Consider the following 19,017-nt stretch of genomic DNA (forward strand, 5'->3'; position numbering starts at 1 on the left):
CCTGCTAATTAAGCAGGTTTTTTTGTGGCTGCAAATTGCTCATTTTGAACAAAGGCATCTAAGCAATCTAAACCACTGCGGCTTTGATATTGCCAAAAGGTATTGATTAAACGACTTCTGGCTGAGTCTTGAACAGTGTTCTGTACTTTACTGTCAGTTAAATCATAGCGCTGATCAGCAAATTCAACTAAATAATCCTGTAAATCATTAAAGGTGAATAAGTCGATGCCTGCCTTAGGTAATTCAGCCACATAGGGGTATTCACTGCGACATTCTGCTTGATAGTGTGCTTTATCAAATAAGAAAAACGCAATGTCACATGGGTATTGCAGGGCATCAATATAGATAGATGAATAGTCTGTTATTAACAAATCAATTTTCTCCAGAATGCCGTAAATATCATCCCAAAAAGTGACATTAATAATATTCGGATACTGGCTTAGCTCAGTCGCAAGATGCGCTTCATTTGGATGTAACCTTATCAACAAGCATTGATTCGACTGTTGTAATTGTGCTGACAAACGTTCAAAGTCGATGGCTTGAGTATAAATGTTGGCAGCGTTATCTAAATGGCTGTCGCGCCATGACGGCGCATATAGGATAACTTGCTGCGTGTTTAACGGCAGCTGAAGTTGCAACCAATCTTCACTTTTATAACGCTGATAATAGTCGGTGCGTGGGTTGCCACAGGTTAAAAACTGCTCATCGTTAATTCTAAAGCTACTAGCAAACAGTTTTTTAACCGTATCGCTGGGAGCTATCATTAAGTTTGGGCGGACATATTGTTGATGATACAGGGCTTTAGCAATGAACTTTTGGCTGATATTTTGCGGATGATAAACCTGAAATAGTGGGCCATTACTGATATCAAATTCGATTTTTTTTAATGGCGAACCGTGCCATAAGTTAATTTTAACAGCGCCTTTGGCGAGGTATTGATTAACATCGCCAATATAGGTGTTATACACATAATACTTAGCGGTTGCACTATGCCAAACACCTAACAGTGACCATCTTAAATAGGCTTCATATCCCTGAGCTCGCAAACGCTTAACTATGTGTTTATCAGCGGATATCCAAATAGCGCGGATGGTTTGTTGTTGCCGCCAGTGTAAAAATAAGTATTTACTGTTATCGGCAAATTTATCTTTATAACAGCCCATCACCGCTTTGTGACCTCTTGGAGTCAAGCCTGAAAGAGTATAAATAAGCTGTGTGATAGCAAAGCGTATAAACAGTAAAATACCTTTCATGACCGTTATCCAAATTGAATGAGTGAACCGCGAATTAAACCGTTTGCGGGCTTAATATCGCGGGACGGGTGTTTGCTAAATTATTTTTGATATCAGTGGTCGATATCTGTTGAGTACGTTCTAAATATAGGACGTTACAAATATCATTCAAGTCATCAAATTTACCTGCCCAATCGTCGCCAATGGCAAATACATCAGCATTGAGGCGAATAATGTCGGTGCGTTTTTGACGCCAATCCGTTTCAGCTATCACCATGTCAACGTATTTACAGGCCTCAACAATTTCAATTCTTTGCTGATAATTAAAGAAGGCTGCTTTGCCTTTTAAGGCATTAAACTCATCGGTTGAAACGCCTACAATTAATCTATCTCCTAAGCTTTTTAAGCGCTTAAACAATCTAACATGGCCAAAATGGAATAAATCGAATGTGCCGTAGGTTATAATGGTTTTCATATCTGTATCCTCAAATTTTGTCTGGTATGCATTAAGCTAATTGCCATAAACGTTTGACGTATCCGAGTTGACTTAATTGCTGAAACTCCATCTCAACTAATTCAATTTCTTCTGCGGGGGCATTTTTATCAAGTAACAGTTGTACCGGACCAAATACCCCATATTTAGCCTGTTGGTTTAAGGTTGCGCTTGCCCCGAAAAGTAATAGATTGCCTTTGGCTACATGCCACAATTGCGGTAACTTGGCTAATATTTGCGAATTGACAGCGATTTCGTATAACTGAATTGTGCGCTGCTGGTTACTACTGGCATTGAAGCGAATAATAGGCTGTTGAGGGGAAGTTGCTTTGGCGACCAGTAAACTTATCAGCATTAAAGGTAAAGCCAGTATCAGCAAAGCAAAACCAATGAATCTATGCACTAATGACGGTTTTTGCTGTGGCTTAACGCCAGTCTGACAAGCTGCAACAAGGCTAGTATCATCGACTTTTACCCAAGTGCTATGGGCTATATCTATGATGTAATCTTGCGAAATAATTTGATTTTTTACGGTGAGATTTTTACCCACAAAAGTATTGGGCATGATGATGCTATCATTTAACTCGCTGTCTTCTATAAAACAGTTTTGGCCAATAACGATTAAGTTATTACAGTTAACTGATGGGTGGACAAAGCTATTTGCGCCAATGCAGCCATAAACGATTTGTTCAGCAAAACTTGGGCATTGGGTTTGTTGGCCAAGGTATAATCCTGCTGCTCCCATGCTATCGGCCTTACGGCCTTTAATGGCGAACTCATCGGCATGTTCTATGATGTGCCTAGTCGCAGCAACAAAGTTTTCAATACTGTCTAAATGGAAGGTTTTCCCGTGTAGTACTTGGTTGATGCTACGCTGTTGATTAAGGGGTAATTCGGCGATAGGCCAATTTAAACTTGCCCCATGTGAACGGCCCGCGGGTAACATTAATAACCCAGGATTTTGATTGTTCATAGTTGCTAATACAAAAGTGTGCTTTATGTTTGAAGCAAAATCGACAAACCTTTTAATACAGGGCGTTCTAACGATATCACCGCGGACAACCAGCTGAGTTTGTTGTGGGTCTAACTGCATACGTTGTAGCACTGAATTAACATCTTCTTCAGGCTTACTTAAAAAGTAATCTATGGTTAGGTTCCATTTGGCCCCTGTGCCAATATGCGCTTCAATCTCACTTGCTCGGTTGGCAACCACTAACTTCGCATGGGTAATACCTGCACAAGATAAGTCCTCTAACGTATATTCAATTAAGGCTTTATTCACTAAAGGCATTAATGCCGCGCTGTACTGACGATTCAGTGGTGCTAGTTCTGTGGCTGAACGATTAGCAAAAATAATGGCTTGCATGGTCTTCTCCTAATACGCACCACGGGCAAATAACACCGCGGGTATGGTTTTAAACAACAATTGAATATCTTTAGCCAGTGATTGTTGGTAGATATAATCAACATCTAATTCAACTTGTTCATCAAATGGAATATTTGATCTTCCAGTGACTTGCCAAATGCATGTGATGCCAGGTTTCACCATTAATCTACGTCTATCTGACAATTGATACAGATTCACTTCACTAGGTAATGCAGGACGCGGGCCAACTAATGACATATCGCCTTTTAACACGTTCCAAAGTTGTGGTAATTCATCAATAGAGAGCTTGCGGATCCATTTGCCAACGTAGGTAATTCGCGGATCTTGTTTCATTTTAAACAGCACACCACCACGCATTTCATTTTCACTTTGCAGCTGGGCTAGACGGGCTTCAGCATCCTTAAACATCGAGCGAAATTTCCACATGGTAAAAGGCTGATTGTCTTGCCCAGCACGGGTTTGGCTGAATAACACAGCGCCTTTTGATTCGAGACGAATAGCCAAGGCAGTGAATAGGAATAGCGGTGAAAGTAATATCAACAGCGCACCTGAACCAAGAATATCAAGCAGCCTTTTGGCGATTTGATTAAGTTTGATTTTAAGAAAAAACCATTGGTATTTTTTGTGATTAACTTGTGGTGTATTTTTACCTAACATCGAGAAATTTTGCTCCGCTGATGAGGTTAAATTTGCATTTTGAAAGTTAACTGCTGCATTTTGCAATTCGTCTAATTCAAGTGTTGATTCTGGTTTGCTATTGAACATTTTTTGTTGGGCTAACTCGATAAAGACACGCATTACAAATAAAGGATTACCCACAATATAACGGCGCCACATTCTTTTAGGCTCTTGCATTAATCGCCAGGTCCATTCCATTCCCATTTGACGAACGGCAACAGGCGCTCTGCTTACGGCATCCGCATAAAAATCAAATAAGCCACCGACACCTATGGCCGCGCCAACGCTTAGCTTTGAACTGTGCTCAGCTATCCAACGCTCTTGTGTTGGTGCCCCCATAGCGACTAACAGTATTTTTGCGCCAGAGGCATTAATTTTGTTGATTACATCATCGGTTTGTTGCGCAGAGAAATAGCCATCATGGGTGCCACAAATACGTAACTGTGGAAAGCGCTGCTGCATTTTTGCCGCCGCTTTGTTGGCGATATCCGGTTTTGCACCCAGCATGAATATTCCTACACCCTGATCGGCAGCTTGTTGGCATAAAAGGGGAAACATATCCGTGCCATTCACATTATCTTTTAGGGCAATTTGATGAATTTTACAGGCCAGACGTAAACCACTTCCGTCAGCAAATACGTGTTTGTTGAGATTAAGTGTCTGTCTATATTGAATATTTTTATAGGCGATATTCATGCAGTCGGCATTTACAAATGCATAGCTGTCGCACTTAGGGGTTTTAGCACTGTTAAGGATACTGCTAATAGCATCACTCATGGTGATATTGCTGATGGTGACTTTGAATAATTGAAACTGCTTTTGAGTTGAGCAAACCACAGTTGAAGACAAGGCGTACCCCAGCAAGCAGCGCAGTGTGGCTAGCAGGTAACATACTACTGAAGTGTTCAGTTTTGGGTTAATCACATATTGATCGTAGGCTATGCCCATTCTGGCGTGCATTTGCTTAAATGACATTAACCCAGGACGAACCAAGTAGTCATTATAGGGTAATACCGCATATTGATATTGGCTTCCTACTAATCCTAGCTCGCCTTTTATGACATTCAGTAAACCTAGCAGATAAGATAGTTTTGAATGGGTAAACTGCAACAATGCAATCGGTTCACCCTGACCACTGTGAAGGTAGATAGTCTCGAATGCTTGTCCTGAGGTTACTTTAAGATGAATAGCCTTAAGCACTAATATAGGGCTGATAAATACCAGTAACATTAAGCTCAGTAGAGTCTCGATAATTCTTACTGACGCTGAAATTTGTGCAGTGTGAGTTCGCATAAGCCACCTCGATATATTGTTGAATTTCCACTAGGAAATTAGTTGTTATATATCTAGCAATGCTTAAATCGTGCCATGTTTTAAGTTGTTGTTATTTAGGGTTTTTTATTTGTTAATTAAGGAGGGGAAGAACCTGTTTGCAGTTTGCAAGGCAGCATGCAAACAGGTTTGTATCAGAGGGAATAAGGAATGTTACATGAGTGCTTTTATAAAAAGATAGATGACACACCATCACGGCTAATTTTATACTTTTGGATACTGCCGATGGCTTTTTGCCCTAAACTTTCTAGCCAATGATAGGCAAAAGCGGGTAACAACCATTGCATATATGCCGCACTGACAGTGCTAATGGTTCTGCCCATTTCATCTTTTAAGATTTTAGGCGAGGTTGTTAAGGCTTGTGTTGCTAATTTAGCGGCCATTTTGCCATCTTTCATTCTAATAGCCTGGCGTGCTAAATATCGTAGTTGATAAGCCCTAGCATCATTTTCATGACGTTTTAACAGCTTAGGAGCAAAGTAACGTGCCTTACTGATCATTTGTTCCCATGAGGCCAGCTGCTTCAATAAGTTAGCAGACAATCCGCCATGATTTAAGCGATAGTAAGTTAATGGTTGTGGTAAGCCTTCCATTTTCCACTTTGTTGTTGCCACAATGCGCAGCCAACACTCAATATCTTCAGATTGACGGAACTTTTCGTCAAAATAGCACGAGTAAAGCTCATAATGGTTCACCGCTTGAAAGCGAATATCATTGAGTGTTGCACGGCGGATCACCGGCGCCGAACCATTACCTACCGGGTTGCGACATAATAAATGCGCCGCATCAATATTGTTGAGTTGTGGCATCTGATAAAAGTCCAATAACTTGCCGTCATAGCTCATAAAACTCGAGCGCGAAAAGCTGATCCCGACTTTGGGGTTGGCATCAAGATGATCGCAATGACGTTGCAGTTTTTCTGCATGCCACATATCGTCAGAATCTAAAAATGCCACATACTTGCCAAGCGCATGCCTGATCCCCGTGTTACGTGCTGCAGCCAGCCCTTTGTTTTCCAGATGGTTAATTATCTTAACTCGGCGATCATGGAATTGTTGGCAGATTTTCAAGCTGTTATCTGTTGCACAATCATTGACAATGATCAGCTCAAAATCAGTAAAGGTTTGTGCTAAGACGGATTCAATCGCTTGTTTTACAAACTTTTGCACGTTGTATACGGGCATAACAACAGTAATTTTAGGGGTCATAGTGATTCTCCTACAGAGGTAAGTTGTTGATTATTTTTAAATACTTTTTGGTAGCTATAGATACAAATGACTGGCAAGGTGACGAGGTAACTCACCATTACGGTTTGTGCCACTGTGATCAGACTGAATTGGCAAGCAATGCCGATGACGATTGCCAGACAAATGGTGAGTGATACATTAATTTTGAGGTTGGTTTGACTTAAACCATTTGCAAGTAACAATTGGCTTGCGGCTTCGCCTAGCGGTCTTACTAAGCCACTTAGACAAAGAAACAGGAAGACATTTATGGCATCGGTTGATAGCCATTTATCACCGTAAACCAATGGAACATACCAATCAGAAAGTGCGCTTTGCAGTAAAATAACAGGTACGGTTATTGCCATAATGGCGGCGATACTGCTGAGGTATTTTGCCGATAAATCATCCTCAACCGCATTATGTTGGCAAAGGTGGCTATAAAATGCGGTGCCAAAGCTTTGAATTAACCCAAGGCTTATCCCCAGGCTAATGTTGTAAGCAAAAAAGTACACCCCTAAAGCTTCCACACCCATGAAGTAGCCAATTAATAAATAATCAATATTTTGTCTTAGGGTGTTGGTTAAATCGCTTAAGCTAACGGGTATGCCAAAGTGTAAAAGTGTGATGACTTGAGCATATTGAATACCCATTACAGATTGCACTTTAGGTAAAGGATTATGGTAACGATGAATCGCAATCCACACAATAATCACCAATACTTTGGGTAAAATAATTGCCCAAATTTCAAACCCAGCTAAGGCTAGTATTGCAGTAAGCGCCGCATCAATAAGGGTTTGCCAAAGATTCGCTCGGCCGACAATACGCATTTTGTTGTTGCGTAAGTTTAAGGTGGCATATTGCATACCTATTGGCAGTAATAAAAAGCTCGTTGCCATTACCGCAATAGGCAAAATTAACGATGCGTCATGGTAATAATTGGCAATTGGGTAACTAGTTAATAGCATTAGCAAAAATGCTAATAAGCATACTCCCCAGTTAACCCAATTAGCACTGCTTAAATGGCCAATAAATTGCTCGTTGTCCATACGGATTAATGCCGCGGAGGTAATTCTGCGTGTGGCGGTACAAATTAATTCGAACAGGGTGAGTACAATTGCCGCTTGGCCAAACATTTCAGGCATCAGTAATCTGGCCAGTACGATACTTGAAAGTAGACGAATAATACGTCCACTAAACTGGGCCGAACCTAACCACATCATGCTTTTGCCTAGCCCTGTAAATCCTGAGCGAATTAGCATGAGGGGTTGATCAAATAATGTTTTATGCTGGTGTTTCATATTCATCCTAGCGTTAATTTATCGCTTTATATGCTAGGGGTTACACAAATCGTGCCATATTTTAAGCTACTGTTTTTTAAATGTTTTTTATTTTATTTTTTAGTTTAGATAAATGGTTTTGCAGAATGCAAAGGCAAAATGCATGTGGGGGGATTAAGTTTGTGACAGCCAAGGTGAGCGCTGAAGTTGTGAAAGGGATCGAATGGTGAGATATTTCGATACTGATAATGTCTAACAGGGTCTTAGCGGCTTAGATTCTCGCGACTCATATTTTAATCATTGAAATTTGAATTGTTAGGGCATAATCATCTTGTTATCAAAAAGCAATTACTCAATTTACGGCCCTCACCATTGCATTTCAGTTATAAAATCTTTGACGCTGATGATGTAGCGCATTGTGTTTAGTCTTGTCTGGTTGATATTTGTTCATTAGCTTCTTCTGTGGGCATGTTGTCATTGTCTGCAATTAAGGCTTTACCTAAAATAATTAAGCCAGGCCAAAACAGATAAGCTAAGATTTCGAGGTTTTCACCTAAGGTGTAAAGCATTAGTAGCATTAATATCGCCATACCAACTTTAGCTAAAGGGCGGGCAAATATATTAACCATCAGCACAACAAAGCTCACTAACATAGGCACAGCCAGTGCAACTGCACCCACTAAGCCTTTTACGAACAAAAGCCCATACCAGGTATGATGTGACCCTATTGGCATATATTCCACCATGTGCGGGCCTCGCTCAACAATGCCATGCCCAAATAATACCGCCTCATTCCACCAACGCTCAACGGCAATGTCAGCTAAGGCCTGTCTTACTCTGGTGGAATCCGCCCGTGCTGATTTTACCGCGGCAATACTCATGGATATTTTGTTAAGAATCGATTCTCCGACAAACCCTGTAGCCAGAATGACAGGACACAGAATGAAATAAAGTATTGGAGAGCGGACAAATTTAAGCATAGAGAAATAGCCAAATAAGGCGAGATAACAAATTAATGCTAAGCGTGACTGCGACATTAACACCATTAACAGACTGCCTATCACTCCCCAGCGTTTCCATTGAGTTGATGATTCTTGTAAAGCAAAAATGAAATATAAGTTGCCAAGCATGCCTAAGGCTGGAGCCCAAGGCGTGAATAGTCGCCAGCGAGGAATACCGCTACCAGGGTCTATTTCATATAAGCTTAACGAGAAAAACTCAGGACCAGGTCCACCAATAATACTTAAAGGTGAAACATAAAGGGTGCTGGGTAAACGGATAATCCAAGCCAGTAAGAATATAGGCAATAATAAAACCGTGTGTTTACACACTTGGCAGCAAGCCCGGTAAATAATTTGCGGTCTGATATTAAGGCAAGCCACCACAGGGAATATGGCCAAAAGTGCCCAGCCTTTTGCCCAACCAATAGTCGATTTAATTAATTTGGCTAGGCCTAAACCTTGCTCTAAATGGCCCACAATCAATGCCATTAACATCACCCACATACCCAATAGCCATACATAGTGGGCCAGACTAATAGTATGTGCTGGTTGGTAAGATATTTTTTTAACCAATAAGCGACAAAACAATATCCAGGCAATCACAGGGGCGACAATATATAACGCCCCCACTAGCCAAAAAAGATAGCTATACACTATTGCTTTATAGACGAGTCTTTCGTCAGCATTTTGCGGAGTAACGGTTTGCGGATCCATAAAATACTCAGTCCTATTAGTGCCATAAATGACGCGCCCAAAGCCGCTACTAGTAATAACATTGTCGCCAAATTATCAGCTTTTGATGGCAGAGAAGGTGGTGACAATAATTGCAATAATGGATATGCAGTAAAAATATCGGCCTTGCCTACATCCATTTTGGCCACTGCTGAGGTCATTACCGCCGTCGCTAATTGATGAGCGCGGTGCAAATCTTCTAATTTAGCCGCATCATCATTAGAAAGCTCTAAGCGAGTTTCCCACTGCAAAATTTGGCTATCAAGTGTATTTAGCTCTTCATTAAGGCCAGTGTTAGTCGCTTTTAACTGAATGAGCTGCTCCATTAAATCGGCACGGCCATCAATATCATCTAATAATAGCTTGTTAATCAATGTGCGATCGGCTTTACCTTTTTGATGTGCAATTAAAGTGCTAATTCTTTCTGAAAGGGCATTTTGTAACTTTGTTTCTTCGGCATTTAGGCTGGTTATTTGTGGATGATTACTGCCAAAATGTGCAGAAAGCTCGTGTAATTTACCCAATATTTCATTGTGAGATGTCAGTAATTGCTGAAAATATTTATCATTGTGCAATTTTAATAAATCGGCGGCTTCATTGGCAGTGGTGCCTAAGTGCAACATTAATGATTTTTCTTCTGCTTCAATACCTTTCAATTTTGAAATCATATTAACGCGGTTATGACGTAGACGTTCGATGGTGAGCGCTAATTCTTTAAATTGGTCAAGTGAGACTAAGCCACGTTCAGATTGAAACGCTAAAATAGCGTCTTGGGATAGCTTCACCTTTTGGTTGTATCCCGCTAAACCCTGAATGATGCCACTTTCCCTTAAATTAACTTCATCGGCACGTAAATCGTTTAGCAAATTTTGCAATGAACGGTAAAGCGCCCAAGCTTTATCTTGCGCTTCTTTTGCTGAGCCGCCTTTGATACTAAATTCCATTAAGCCAGTTTGACTGGGTAATTTAAGTTTTGGTTTGCCAAGCTGGCCAACGGGTATTTTTAAGCTGGTCGCCGCAGAGGTCAGTAATAAGTCAGTGTCAGATATTGCTTTATAGTTTTCACGTGGGTCAATTGCCGAGCTTAAATATGGTGAGCTTGATGAGCTGGTGGCCTGACCAATACTGTCCAAACTCACCAATGAGCCTGCACCATTCCCCGGTAAAATCAGAGTCCATTTAGACACATAAGAAGTTGGTTTAATCGCCATCAGTAAGAAAGTAGCAGCCCAGATAATCAGTAAACTGACTAATGCGGTTTTAAGATACAATTTTTTACGGGCTTTAGGGGTGAGTTTACTGCCTTCTAATGCCGCGCGCTTAATCCAAAACAAATAAGCTAATTCACTTAAGCTATTATCTTTTGAATCATTTATTTGATAATCAGCTTCATTGGAAGATTTTTTTGAGTTGTTCTTTACGGGCTCAGTAAAAGGCACACTGATCTTTTCATATTCAATTATGTTTTTCTCAATGACGTTATCCATGGGAAACTCCTTTATAACCAGCCAATCAGGCTTGAAGGAATAAGCACTTCGGTTACGCTGCGGGCCATTTCACGGAAGTTAGTCATGCGAGAGTCATAACAGGCAAGTCCGTCACCAGGAAGCAACACAGGGTTCATCTTATTTGACCAGGGTTGTTGAATCAGGCCATCAATAGAGCGTTCTACCACATCCACTTGATTAGATAATGGATTTTTAGTGATAAGCAAAATGTAACGTCCAGCGTTAGTTGTTTGTGCGCCACCTACACAGTTCGCGGCAATGGCGCCATTCAATAAACGTGTTCCATAAGGAAAACGTGTTGCCTCACGGTCTACTGCAGATTGACTGTTTGAGCTTGCTGGTTGAGTTAGGTTTGAAATATACACTCGAATACCGGGCGCTGTGATCGGCGATGGTCTGGCTAGCTCATCATCAAACTGATTACTGCTTGGCACATGGACTTTATCGCCACTCATTAATGTGAACTCTTTGATAGCCTCACCCGTTAATATACCGCTGAGATCAAGACTATAAATTTGATTATCACGAATAACATTGACTGCTGTTAAGTCGGCATCAGGGCGAATGCCACCAGAGGATCGCAGAGCGGCTTCAATGCTGCGCTCGGTTGCCTGATCGCCGGCATAGTTGCTACCATCATCTTTCTCTTCAATGGGAAGTTTCTTGTTGATCATGTGTTGACCAGGTTCAAATACGGCACCTGAAGTCATAATGTTAATTGGCGCCCAGCTGATTGGAACAATGCTAATGCGGATAGCATGTGGCCGCATTAAATTTTCAATAATAAGCTGGTTTTTAATTGCGCTGTTGAGTTGCGCTAAAGTGAGGTTTTTAGCCACAACAGCCCGCATGTAAGGCAAATAGATATTGCCGTCAGCATCAATCTCAACGGCTTTGCTAAAATCATCACCGTTTAAGATACTGATATCTAATTTATCGCCAACAGACAGCTTAAGTTGGGCATTTTTCCATTGAGTTGCTTGTAAACTCGGATCTAAATGACCGATCTTAAAACTGTCTTTAGTTATAACAGCGTTGTTGGCATCGTTCATGGTCAGATGTTCTGCAAGTGTAAATGCAGGATGACTAGGTTTCTGGGCACTAATTTGGCGGTCATAGGGCATAGTTTGACCAAAATAATGGCATTCTGTCAGAGTGTCAATTTGACAAATATCTTTGCTAGCAGGTGCATTCGGGGTCACACAGCCGGTTAAGCTGGTGCTGAAAATACCGATAAGTGCTGCAAGTTTTGTGTTTGTCATAATGTAGCTCCTTAGAATGAATCAATTAAGATAAATGCGAGTTAACTGGCAATATCTTCGATGATTGAGCTAAAACGTAAGTTGTCTAACGCTTGTTCCTCTGATTCATAAATGTCCATAATGTGATGCAAACGAGTCAGTTCGATTAATGCCCTAACGCTCGATTTTGGGTTAAGTAGGACAATATTGCCTTGATAACTCATCGCCTGTTTACGAGCTGAAATTAATACTGATAAGCCACTTGAATCGATATACTCTAAGTTGCTCATGTCGATGACTAAACGGGTATGGCCTTGATTGATGTAATCTAAAATCGCGGCGCGGTATGTGGGTGTTTGTGCCATAACCATTTTTGCTGGTAGACGAACCACACTGGCATGTTTTTCTGCTTTTAATTCGAAGTTCATAATGTCACCTCATTTTTTGTTAAATTACCAAGTAAGATAATGTTGTCGTTTTACGTTTAGTTTAAGGGGAACCTAAAACGATCTATCTTGAGTGCTTAAGGTTTTGCAGTAAGCGTGCCAATATTTAATAGTCTGTTTTTATTGGATAATTAGTGTTTTCAGATCTGGCTTTTGCAAATTGAATATGAAAATTAGCAATATGCAACAGATTGCATATACCTCTTTTTAGGGACTTAAAATCTTGAAATGAGCATTAATAAATAAAAATCACAACATAGTTAAACGCTAGTGAGTACTTGGCTTTTGAGTCTTTATAACCAACAAAGACCTTGAATTAGTCTGACTTAACCATCTCTTAGACAAGCTTTTACCCGAGTGGCTAAGTTAATCAGCTTGTTGCACCTAAATCCAGTTTGACTAGTTTTAATGGATGTTGCTAAAGAGCTGAGGGCGGTCAGCAATATATAGGTGAGGGGGTTATTCGCCATTTATTTAACTAACAAAGCTATTCAATCTAGCTTTATTAAATGTAAATAATTAGACTCGATAGGTTTCAATTCATAAAATGGCTAGCTTAATCAAATTAGTAAAGGTAAAGGCATGTTGCTGAAATCAGTTTGCGGAATATTAGTGCTATTTGGGCTTAGTGCTTGTGCAACTTCACTTCACGACAATAATGATGGTCAGGATAACAGTATCGTGCCGCAGGTCCCAGTCGACAGTATTGACCCTATGAGGGAAAATAACGAGCGTCTTATTAAAGAGGGGCGCGAAGATGTGTGGCGAAAAGGCACGAAATAACCTTAATTTGGTATAGAAACGCTTATTAAGCATAATATTTAATGGCGTTTATTGAAGTAGTTTTTTTATTGCCGTTTAATAAAGTCTCAGTGCTGTGGTTGAGGCAACTTGGCTGCGATTTAGGTGCAGCCAAGCTGATAATTGTGACTGTTGATTTTGCTGTTATGGTATCTTCCATTTTAATGCCTTAATAGGCTCATTCTTAAATGGCTGCCTAACACAGTAGGTTGGTTTAAAACCTGATCCATCCAGTTATACATGATCCATAATCCTCTACCGTTTTCGGTATTATTATCAGGACAATCTGTTGGCGTTGGCAGCGAGTGATAGGGTGCGGTATCTAATAAATCGACAATAATTCGGTCGACATTACAATGCATCAATAAGATAATATTTGCAGCATCACATTCGGTATGTTGCAAGATATTGTTAACTCCCTCTAATGTGCAGGTGATCACCTTAAATCTTTGGCGGTCATTTATCGCGTTATTCAGCATAAATTGATCTAGCTCAACACAAAACTGTTGTTGCTCAATAACTTGTTCATTTAAGTTTAATTGTAAACTATTCATGTTGCGCTCCTTATGCCACGGATAATGGCGAGGGGGTTATTTGAGTTAATAAGTTATTACTCGGGTCTTTAGCGGTATTCTGTAATTGACTTGTACTCTGTGGTTGAGTAATGGTTGGACTGTGTGTGTTATTTGAAAACAGCATAATCGACATGTCATCTTGGCCATCACCTTGCTGCCAATCAGATAAGGCATGACGTATGTGGTGCATCATGGCATCACCACTGATGGTTTGTTTCAGGGTGCAAAGCGTTTTTAGCCTTTGTAGCCCAAACATTCCATGAGTCGGGTTATTCATTTCATAAATCCCGTCGGAAAAAATCATTAGCTGTTGATTAGCGTTTAACCTACCTTGCCAATTAACGTATTGGGTATTCCCATCTATCCCAATGGGGAGGCTGGATTGCATATTAATTGAGTCACAACTATTTTCACTGATTAATAAAGGCTGAGGGTGCCCTGCATTACACAGTTCATATTCACCTGTAGTGCAATTCATTTTGCCAATGATCATGGTGGCAAACTGCCCTTGATCACTTGGGTCAAAAAAGACTTGGTTAATATATTCCATCAATAGATCTGGGCTAGTATGCCAATTGGCTCTATTGGGGTTGAGCGCCTGGGCCAAGGTAAAACTTTGCATTGCAGCGCCAGCACCGTGACCTGATACATCAATCAGAAAAAAACCCATCCACTGCTCATTAATTTTGAAACATTGAAACACATCGCCCGCTAACTCGGTGGCAGCCTGAAAGTAATGATTTACCTGCCATTGCTGTTGGGTGAAACGTTTGGCGGGTAACAAAGAGTGTTGAAGTTGTGCGGCCTGCTTTAGTTCGGCTTTTTTTTCAGCTAATAACTTTATAGTTTGCTTGTGCGAGTCATTGAGCGCTTTGTGCTGGGCTTGCATTATTTTTTGAGTTTTTATTAGTCGTAATGCAGCTATGACACGAATGGTTAATACTCTGGGATCAAATGGCTTTGCTAAGTAGTCATCAGCACCTGATTGCAATGCATATACGAGATCTTCCGTTTCATTATTACCTGTCAGCAGCAGTATATAAGGCGTGTAGATTTCGGCTTTCAAACGTTTACAAAGTGCTATGCCGCTAAGATTTGGCATACGCCAATCACTTACCACTAAGTCAATTGCTTGAGTTTGACAAACCGCAAGCGCTTCTTCTCCATCTACAGCCTGATGCAATGCCATAGTACAACCATCAAGTTGTATCTTTTGCAAAATGCTGGCGATAAATAAGCGTTCACTTAGTGTATCTTCAACAAGCAAAATACTAATGTTATGGGGGGCTTCAGTTAAATTCATCTGTGACTCCAGTTTTCAGTTATGCCTGCATCATTGATTATGCAACAGCAAATAAACCACTCCGTGTTTATACCTAATTGGTATAGCAATAGCCGTTCCATAATTTAATAATCATATTAAACAATGTTTTATGTTTATTGGTTTTAAGTTTTCATCAATAAATTATCAAATTGCATCGTGCTCATTGCAAAATGCAACAGCGTCATCCATAGTGATTATGTGGTGTAAAATCAAACGTTTTAGCGGCCAGCTAATAAAGGGAGCAATAATTTGTCTTTTAGATTAAAAACAATTTTAGGCATTGCAATTATCGAGGGTGTGTTGCTTCTTTTATTGGTTTATACCAGTGTCAGTTACCTTAAAGAATCAAATCAGATTGAAATTGAGAAACGTGCTCAATTGACGGTGAGTTTATTTTCTGTAGCCGCTAAAGATGCGTTAGTTGACGTTAATAAACCTAAGTTAACCCTTCTTGTAACAGAACTGAGCCAGCAACAAGAGATTGCCTATGTCTATATTTATAAAGGTGATGACTTAATCGTTGCTATGCATAAAGAAGATAACACTGCTGTTTGGGGAGGTAATGATCTTGCACCGTCAAATAAAAATGATCATATTTTTAATATTGAAATGCCAATAATTAATCAAAAGAATGATGTTGGTTCAGTTAAAATTGGCTTTGACCGTTCTGGTTTTGATGCATTACTGGTTCAAGCCTCTACGCGCTTCTTTTCTATTGCTGCACTTGAAATGCTGCTGGTGGCTTTATTTTCCTGGTTGTTAGGCACCTATTTAACCCGCAATTTATCTCTATTGCAAAATGCATCTAAGTTAATATTAGACGGCCAAACAGGCGTTCAAATTCCAGTGTCTGGTCAAGACGAAGTTGCACAAACAACCATAGCCTTTAATCAGATGGTACGTAATGTCGATGCCAGAACACATGCATTAACAGGGGCGAATATTCGCCTGAATACCATTCTAGAGTCTGCCGCTGATGGATTTATTGTCATTAATCTTGATGGTGTTATTAGTGAGGCAAACCAGTCTGTTACAAATCTTTTTGGTTACACTAAAGAAGAGTTAGTGGGTCAAAATGTGGTTAAATTGATGCCTATGAATGAGCGTCATATGCATGATGGGTATATGAAACGTTATTTAGAAGGGGGCGGAGCTAAAATTATCGGCGTAGGACAGGAGTTAAAGGTTGAGCATAAAGATGGCCGACAGTTTCCAGTTGAGCTATCTATTTCAAAAATGATTATTGATGAACAAGTTTTATTTTTAGGTTTCCTTAAAAACCTTACCGAAATTAAGCTCAATCAAGAAGCTGCTGCCCGAACTCAGTCGATATTATTAGCGACCTTAGAAGCTAGTCAAGATGCATTAATCACCATAGATATTACTGGTAGCATTGTGGAGTTTAATACCGCAGCGGTTAAATTATTTGGCTTTAGCCGTGATGAAGTTATCGGTAAGCATTTAGAAGAACTTATTATCCCTAAGGCTTTCCAACAAGCGCATAAAAAAGGCATGGAGCATTTTCGCCAAACTGGGCAGGGCGCTGTTTTGCATAAGCGTGTTGAGGTACCTGCTCATAACAAAGCAGGCGAAGAGTTTCCTATTGAGCTTAGGGTGATCCCTATTCAATTAGGTGACGATACTTTGTTTACAGCATTTTTACGTGACATTTCTGAGCAAAAATCCAAAGAAGAAGAATTACGTCTTGCTAAAGAACAAGCCGAAGCGGGCAGTAAAGCAAAATCGCGCTTTTTGGCGACTATGAGTCATGAGATCCGCTCGCCACTGAACGCGGTGCTTGGCAGTGTTGAGCTATTGCTTCATTCAACTCTGTTAAAAGAACAGCGTGTATATGCCACTATGGCCAAAGAAGCGGGTGATGCTTTACTTAATACCATTAATGATATTTTGGATTTCTCTAAAATTGAAGCGGGCCAAATGGTGTTGGAGTGCCATGAATTTGAACCAGATAAGTTGGTGGCTCAGGTATTACAGATTTTAGAGAGTAAAGCACTTGATAAAGGGGTGCATCTAGCCAGCTTTATTAACCGAAATGTACCACAGCTGTTGGTTGGTGATCCGCAGCTACTTCGACAAGTTATCCATAATTTAGTTGATAATGCGATTAAGTTTTCTAATTCTGGCTGTATTACAGTAGAAATGTGGATCCCCGATAGCCATAAAGAACGAGTTGAATTATGTTGTGCGATAACGGATCAAGGTATTGGCATCAGTAAAGAAGCTCAGGATAAATTATTTGCTGAATTTTCTCAGGTACACGACACCCATACAACTAATTATAAAGGTACTGGGTTAGGCTTGGCCATTAGTGCCGAGTTAGTGCGTATGATGGACGGTACTATATCGGTTGAAAGCGAATTGGGAACAGGCAGTCGATTCAATGTGATGGTGACCCTTGATGAAAGCTCTGAAACATCGAGTCATTATGTTCGTTTACCAGAGCATGCTAGGGTATTAATTATTCATCCCAATGAACAGCTGTGTAAATTAGTTAAAAAGCAATACGTTCAATATGGCGTTGAAACTATCTATATTAATGATGTTGCTAAAGTTTTTAAACACTCTGAGATCCGTGGACGATTCGATCTGATTTTAATAGATGATTCTTGCATGATGACGGTCGATGCTAAGTTGCTGAAAGTATTGAACCAGGACTTTTTATTACCCAAGGGGATTTTAGCGGCGCTCAGCACAGGTGTAAATGCTCAAATATCACAAGTGTTAAATGACATTGGCATTGAGCAAGTTGTCAATAAACCCCTTAGTCGAGCCATGTTATTGAATTTGATCAGTGGTGCAACTCAAGAGAGTCATATTGAAATTGAATCACAGGAAATAACTGTCTTCCCTACCAATAGTAAAATTTTATTAGCCGAAGATAGTCCTGCAAATCAGATGGTTGCGGGCACCATGTTAACTAAGCAAGGTGCAGAACTAGCCTATGCTAATAATGGTATAGAAGCAGTTAAAATGGCACTAGCGGATGATTATGACATTATTTTGATGGATATTCGTATGCCTGAAATGGATGGTTTAGAAGCCACCAGTAAAATTTTGCAGCATAAACCACAACAAATTATTTTAGCGATGACAGCAAATGTGTTTAAAGAAGAATTAGCAGCTTGTACTCAAGCGGGAATGCTTGATTTCATTGGTAAACCAGTTAACAGCAAAGTGCTAATTCAAACGGTGGCGCAGTGGTTAAATACCGCAAAGCTACGCCACAAGACTGTTAACCCATCACCAAAAACAACCCAAACCTTAGATTTACAACTCGCGCCTAGCATGGAAGTGAAAAGTCATCTGAATATTGACCTTCAAATCCCATTGCAGAAGCCAATAAAGGTAGCGCTTTTGGATCACTCTCAAACGCCGATAATCGATAGCAATGTGATAAACAGTTTAATTGAGGTGATTGGTGAACCCAGTTTGAAAAAAATGTTAGACGTTTTGTGTCAAGAAACCCAAATGCGTATCGACATATTAAATAACATAAACGCAGATGATGATTTTAGTAAAATAGAAGACGAAGCTCATACTTTAAAGAGTAGCTCGGGTAGTTTTGGTGTCACAAGATTATATGAAGTGGCCAAAGTATTAGAAGCGGCTGCAAGGCTTAAACAGCAGCCAATTATTCCACTAATTGAACAAACCATTAACATTGCAGAGCAGAGTATTGCTGCGATTAAACAAACTTATTTATTGAATACAGAAGAATAAACTCTAATACTTCAGAGGAATAT

The 19,017-nt window shown here is 40.1% G+C and carries 15 protein-coding genes; 2 read left to right on the forward strand and 13 right to left on the reverse strand.

From position 1 onward, the window contains the following. Nucleotides 1-8 precede the first annotated feature (8 nt). From ACRWQL_RS16490 to ACRWQL_RS16535, 10 genes are all read right to left on the reverse strand, one after another. Nucleotides 9-1,253 carry a CDP-glycerol glycerophosphotransferase family protein gene (locus ACRWQL_RS16490; RefSeq protein WP_434951120.1) on the reverse strand — a complete coding sequence of 415 codons (1,245 nt, stop codon included), beginning with the start codon at nt 1,251-1,253 and terminating at the stop codon, nt 9-11. Between the two features lie 34 nt (nt 1,254-1,287). After that, a complete protein-coding gene (locus ACRWQL_RS16495; protein ID WP_226414508.1) occupies nt 1,288-1,707 on the reverse strand; it encodes an adenylyltransferase/cytidyltransferase family protein in 420 nt (139 codons plus the stop codon). A 31-nt stretch (nt 1,708-1,738) separates the two neighbouring features. After that, entirely contained in the window at nt 1,739-3,091 is a 1,353-nt protein-coding gene (locus ACRWQL_RS16500; protein WP_434951122.1) for a sugar phosphate nucleotidyltransferase, read from the reverse strand. A 9-nt stretch (nt 3,092-3,100) separates the two neighbouring features. Then, nucleotides 3,101-5,083 (reverse strand): WecB/TagA/CpsF family glycosyltransferase, encoded by a 1,983-nt coding sequence (locus ACRWQL_RS16505; protein WP_434951124.1) that lies wholly within the window; start codon nt 5,081-5,083, stop codon nt 3,101-3,103. A gap of 206 nt (nt 5,084-5,289) precedes the next feature. Beyond that, entirely contained in the window at nt 5,290-6,330 is a 1,041-nt protein-coding gene (locus tag ACRWQL_RS16510) for a glycosyltransferase family 2 protein (RefSeq protein ID WP_434938437.1), read from the reverse strand. Beyond that, complete coding sequence (locus tag ACRWQL_RS16515) at nt 6,327-7,646, reverse strand: oligosaccharide flippase family protein (protein WP_434951126.1); 1,320 nt, start codon at nt 7,644-7,646, stop codon at nt 6,327-6,329. The genes ACRWQL_RS16510 and ACRWQL_RS16515 overlap by 4 nt, the downstream gene beginning before the upstream one ends. A 401-nt stretch (nt 7,647-8,047) precedes the next feature. After that, nucleotides 8,048-9,340: an O-antigen ligase domain-containing protein gene (locus ACRWQL_RS16520; RefSeq protein WP_434951127.1), complete on the reverse strand. Its 1,293-nt coding sequence runs from the start codon at nt 9,338-9,340 to the stop codon at nt 8,048-8,050. After that, the gene (locus ACRWQL_RS16525; RefSeq protein ID WP_434951129.1) at nt 9,280-10,845 is read right to left on the reverse strand and encodes an exopolysaccharide biosynthesis protein; all 1,566 of its coding nucleotides are present in this window, start codon (nt 10,843-10,845) and stop codon (nt 9,280-9,282) included. The genes ACRWQL_RS16520 and ACRWQL_RS16525 overlap by 61 nt, the downstream gene beginning before the upstream one ends. 11 nt (nt 10,846-10,856) lie before the next feature. Next, nucleotides 10,857-12,128: a polysaccharide biosynthesis/export family protein gene (locus ACRWQL_RS16530; RefSeq protein WP_434951131.1), complete on the reverse strand. Its 1,272-nt coding sequence runs from the start codon at nt 12,126-12,128 to the stop codon at nt 10,857-10,859. A 41-nt stretch (nt 12,129-12,169) separates the two neighbouring features. Continuing rightward, the gene (locus tag ACRWQL_RS16535) at nt 12,170-12,535 is read right to left on the reverse strand and encodes an STAS domain-containing protein (protein WP_434926637.1); all 366 of its coding nucleotides are present in this window, start codon (nt 12,533-12,535) and stop codon (nt 12,170-12,172) included. Between the two features lie 600 nt (nt 12,536-13,135). On the opposite strand from ACRWQL_RS16535, the gene ACRWQL_RS16540 reads away from it, so the two are divergent. Next, complete coding sequence (locus ACRWQL_RS16540) at nt 13,136-13,336, forward strand: hypothetical protein (RefSeq protein ID WP_434951133.1); 201 nt, start codon at nt 13,136-13,138, stop codon at nt 13,334-13,336. Between the two features lie 25 nt (nt 13,337-13,361). Here the strand turns inward: ACRWQL_RS16540 and ACRWQL_RS16545 are convergent, their stop codons facing one another. From ACRWQL_RS16545 to ACRWQL_RS16555, 3 genes are read right to left on the reverse strand one after another with little or no spacing between them, the layout of a single operon-like run. Beyond that, nucleotides 13,362-13,514, reverse strand: coding sequence for a hypothetical protein (locus ACRWQL_RS16545; RefSeq protein WP_434951135.1), 153 nt, complete (start codon nt 13,512-13,514; stop codon nt 13,362-13,364). A gap of 1 nt (nt 13,515) precedes the next feature. Then, nucleotides 13,516-13,908 carry an ATP-binding protein gene (locus tag ACRWQL_RS16550; RefSeq protein ID WP_434951137.1) on the reverse strand — a complete coding sequence of 131 codons (393 nt, stop codon included), beginning with the start codon at nt 13,906-13,908 and terminating at the stop codon, nt 13,516-13,518. A 10-nt stretch (nt 13,909-13,918) separates the two neighbouring features. Then, entirely contained in the window at nt 13,919-15,232 is a 1,314-nt protein-coding gene (locus ACRWQL_RS16555) for a SpoIIE family protein phosphatase (protein WP_434951139.1), read from the reverse strand. 270 nt (nt 15,233-15,502) lie between these two features. On the opposite strand from ACRWQL_RS16555, the gene ACRWQL_RS16560 reads away from it, so the two are divergent. After that, entirely contained in the window at nt 15,503-18,994 is a 3,492-nt protein-coding gene (locus tag ACRWQL_RS16560; RefSeq protein ID WP_434951141.1) for a PAS domain S-box protein, read from the forward strand. Nucleotides 18,995-19,017 lie beyond the last annotated feature (23 nt).

The organism is Shewanella sp. HL-SH4 (genome assembly GCF_051164845.1).
Lineage (GTDB): Bacteria > Pseudomonadota > Gammaproteobacteria > Enterobacterales > Shewanellaceae > Shewanella > Shewanella glacialimarina.

Bases quoted from the DNA above. Each gene is read 5' to 3' on its own strand.
- ACRWQL_RS16540 (WP_434951133.1), top strand. From the start codon at position 13,136: ATGTTGCTGAAATCAGTTTGCGGAATATTAGTGCTATTTGGGCTTAGT.
- ACRWQL_RS16545 (WP_434951135.1), bottom strand. From the start codon at position 13,514: ATGGAAGATACCATAACAGCAAAATCAACAGTCACAATTATCAGCTTG.
- ACRWQL_RS16520 (WP_434951127.1), bottom strand. From the start codon at position 9,340: ATGGATCCGCAAACCGTTACTCCGCAAAATGCTGACGAAAGACTCGTC.
- ACRWQL_RS16525 (WP_434951129.1), bottom strand. From the start codon at position 10,845: ATGGATAACGTCATTGAGAAAAACATAATTGAATATGAAAAGATCAGT.
- ACRWQL_RS16535 (WP_434926637.1), bottom strand. From the start codon at position 12,535: ATGAACTTCGAATTAAAAGCAGAAAAACATGCCAGTGTGGTTCGTCTA.
- ACRWQL_RS16555 (WP_434951139.1), bottom strand. From the start codon at position 15,232: ATGAATTTAACTGAAGCCCCCCATAACATTAGTATTTTGCTTGTTGAA.
- ACRWQL_RS16510 (WP_434938437.1), bottom strand. From the start codon at position 6,330: ATGACCCCTAAAATTACTGTTGTTATGCCCGTATACAACGTGCAAAAG.
- ACRWQL_RS16505 (WP_434951124.1), bottom strand. From the start codon at position 5,083: ATGCGAACTCACACTGCACAAATTTCAGCGTCAGTAAGAATTATCGAG.
- ACRWQL_RS16550 (WP_434951137.1), bottom strand. From the start codon at position 13,908: ATGAATAGTTTACAATTAAACTTAAATGAACAAGTTATTGAGCAACAA.
- ACRWQL_RS16495 (WP_226414508.1), bottom strand. From the start codon at position 1,707: ATGAAAACCATTATAACCTACGGCACATTCGATTTATTCCATTTTGGC.
- ACRWQL_RS16500 (WP_434951122.1), bottom strand. From the start codon at position 3,091: ATGCAAGCCATTATTTTTGCTAATCGTTCAGCCACAGAACTAGCACCA.
- ACRWQL_RS16490 (WP_434951120.1), bottom strand. From the start codon at position 1,253: ATGAAAGGTATTTTACTGTTTATACGCTTTGCTATCACACAGCTTATT.
- ACRWQL_RS16515 (WP_434951126.1), bottom strand. From the start codon at position 7,646: ATGAAACACCAGCATAAAACATTATTTGATCAACCCCTCATGCTAATT.
- ACRWQL_RS16530 (WP_434951131.1), bottom strand. From the start codon at position 12,128: ATGACAAACACAAAACTTGCAGCACTTATCGGTATTTTCAGCACCAGC.